Here is a 3,414-nt window from a genome sequence, read left to right as displayed (position 1 = left end):
ATTGCAATTATCAGCATGAGTTTCTCATTTCCGAATGCTCCTGATATTTCGGCCTTTGAAACATTGCTCGAAGAAGGATTAAGCGGCATTCAGGAGATTCCAATCGAACGTTGGGACAATGAAAAATATTATGATCCCAATCCGGAGACGCCAGGAAAATCCTACATCAAAAAACTTGGATTCATCGAGAACATCCAATGTTTTGATGCTCCTTTTTTCGGAATAAGCCCACGTGAAGCCTTCTTGCTGGACCCACAACAACGCCTTTTTTTAGAACATTGTTATAAGGCGTTGGAAAATGCAAACTACCCTGTCCAATCGTTGCATGGCAGCTTAACCGGCGTCTTTGCCGGTGTGGGCGCTTCTCATGAATATTATTCACAACTGGAAAAATCAGGGTTATCCAACGACGAGATGGGCATGTTTGCTGTCACGGGCAAAGCGTTGAATATGATTCCCGGGCGAGTTGCTTATACTTTTGATTTCAAGGGGCCCTCGTTAAGCCTTGATACGGCGTGTTCTTCCTCATTAGTTGCGATTCATTATGCCTGTCAAAGCTTAAAAAATCGGGAAATCGATTTGGCGCTGACTGGTGGGGTAAACGTGTTATTCAGACCGGAAAGCATTGTCAATCTATGCAAAGCCAAAGCCTTATCGTTGGAGAATCAATGCAAGACCTTTGATGAACAGGCGGATGGTTATGTGCGCTCGGAAGGGTGCGGTGTGTTATTACTAAAAAGACTCTCAGATGCCCGACGCGATAAAGACACTATTTTAGCAGTCATCAAAGCCTCGGCCGTCAATAATGATGGGAAGTCTGCAGGATTAACCGTTCCTAACGGTAAAAGCCAGGAAGACGTCATGAGAAAGGCGTTGAGTCAGACGACTTTATCAAGCCGCGATATCAGTTACATTGAGACGCACGGAACAGGGACCCCTCTTGGCGACCCCATCGAAGTTCATGCCATTAACAACGTCTATGGACAGCAGCGTGGCGAAGATAATCCATTATATCTTGGGGCCGTTAAAACCAATCTCGGCCATCTTGAAAGCGCTGCCGGTGTTGCCGGTGTGATTAAAGTCATCCTAAGCTTACAAAAAAAGAGACTGTATAAAAATATAAATTTTCAGCGCTTAAACCCAAAAATAAACCTGGGCGATACACGTCTTGCTTTACACAATATGGATTGGAACACACAGACGCCTCTTAAATGCGCCGGCGTGAATGCGTTTGGATTTAGTGGCACCAATGCCCATGTCATTCTTCAGGAATTCCTTGCGCCGCCAATACAAAAAAAGCCACGACTTTCCAAAACGAGGGTCCTGGTTTTATCCGCCAAGAGCCAAACCGCCCTGGACAATCTGGCAAAACGTTATCAACAGTATTTAGAAACAACCTCCAATGATTTTAATGACATATGCTTTACCGCCGCTACTGGTCGAGATCATTATCCTTACCGCCTGGCTTTATCCGCCAGGAACGCGGTTGAAGCCAGTCAACGGTTAAAGAGCGGGGAATTTGCCGCCTCGCATCAGAACAATCATACCCTTGCTTTGCAACAGGATGCCCAGCTTGAATTATTAGTGACGCATTATTTGCAAGGGAAGTCCGTCGATTGGATGTCCTACTACACAGCGGATGGCGAGGAATTTACCAAAGTCACCTTACCCAACTACACGTTTGATCACATGGAGGCGCTGCGCTCAAAGAAGGCCCATCCAAGCCACTTGATTTCCTATGAATTTGTCTTGCAACATCTTTATGACATCCAGTGGAATCCACTGAATGCCAACGTGCCCAGCGCAACAGAAATACCTCCCCTCTGGGTGATTGCAAACGATGAGCATCGCGCTAAAAAAGTATTAGGAAATCTTCCTTATCAGCGTCTGGAAAATATAAACCAATTAGAGTCTGTTGAGGATAAACACATCGTATTTTTGTATGAGCAAGACCAATTCAATGCGCTATTTCATGGGTGCCAACGGATGTTTCAACGACGCCCTGCCAGTTTTATATTGGTCACAGAAAACGCGTATGCCATCAACGACCAGGGCATTGACAAAGCCAATCCTTACCACACCATGGCCAGCTCTTTTTGGAAAAGCTTTAGAAATGAGCTTGAATTCAATAAAAATTATACGATTGATATAGGCGCAAACAGCACTTTAAAAGAGGCGTTACGGTATGTTTTCACAACGACCAGTACTCAAACCCAATTTGCGGTGAGAGACACTATTTATGTCCCAAGGCTTAAGAAAAAAGAGTTGCCTGCAACGCTTAAGCAGCCAGAACCATTCTTTGACAGAGAGGCAAGTTACCTCATTACGGGCGGCACGGGCGGTTTGGCAATCCCCTTAATCGACTATCTCATGCGCCGGGGCGCGAAACATCTGATGATTACCAGCCGCTCTGAATGCTCCGAGGAGACCAAGGCCTTGATTGCGAACGCCAGGAAAAAACAGGTTTACATAACCCATTATGCCTGCGATGCCAGTGACGCTCAGGGCATGGAAGCGCTCATTAAAGAGATTGAGCAAAGCGCTCACCCCCTAAGAGGTGTCTTTCATCTGGCAGGCCTTATCCGCAATGAGCTGATTGTCCATTTAAAGGATAAAGAGGTTCAAGAAGTCTTACGTGCGAAAATGGAAAGCGCACTTATCCTGCATCAATTAACCCAACGTCTTCACCTGGATTGGTTTGTCCTGTTTTCCTCGTCCGCCTCCATTCTCGGTTCCAGANGACAATCCAACTACGCCGCGGCCAATGGCTTTTTAGACGGGTTGGCGCATCTTAGGCAACAGCAAGGCTTGCCGGCGATGGCGATTAACTGGGGCGTTTTTCACACCGTGGGCATGGCCGTAAAGCATGTGGCGTCTTTGCAACGACGCGGTTTTATTCCGTTGAGTCCAGACAGCATTGACGTGCTGGATGTGTTATTGCCCAGTCGGTTGCCGCAACTGTTGGTTTGCCCGATTCATTGGGAGGTTTATTTCAAAAACACGCCCGCCCAAATAGAATTGTCGAATCAGGACAAATCCACCTCACCTACCGATAAGCGCTTTTTAGCGGTGTTGCAACAACAGACTGACAAAGAGCGCATCACCTTGCTGAGCCAGGCCTTATGCGAGATTGCGGCAGACGTTTTGGGGGTAGATCATGTTGAACAAGTGGGCATAAAACACGACCTGTTCTCCCTGGGAATGGATTCCCTGACGGCGTTGGAACTTAGAAACCGAATTCATGATAAATTGTGCTGTCCTGCGCTTAGCCTGCCCATCGAATATTTTATTAATGAACCAAGAATCGACAAAATCGCAAAAAATATTGCCAATGAATTACAACCAGTCTTCGAGAAAATACGTGAGCCGCTGACTCTTGAACATCCATCCAATGAAGAAATGGCTTTATGTGAT

General features: G+C 46.3%; 1 protein-coding gene and 1 pseudogene. Both read left to right on the top strand.

Going from position 1 to position 3,414, the window contains the following annotated elements; all coding sequences use genetic code 11:
* A pseudogene (locus E1O52_RS13575) lies at positions 1–1,725 on the top strand (type I polyketide synthase); the annotation flags it as partial.
* A 261-nt stretch (positions 1,726–1,986) separates the two neighbouring features.
* On the top strand, positions 1,987–3,414 hold a 1,428-nt coding region (locus E1O52_RS13570; RefSeq protein WP_479724346.1), incomplete at its 3' end, for a beta-ketoacyl reductase.

It is taken from the genome of Legionella nagasakiensis, assembly GCF_900639915.1.
GTDB classification, from domain to species: domain Bacteria; phylum Pseudomonadota; class Gammaproteobacteria; order Legionellales; family Legionellaceae; genus Legionella_A; species Legionella_A nagasakiensis.
Note: the sequence above shows the minus strand (reverse complement) of the source record. Positions and strands in the feature narration are given on the sequence as shown.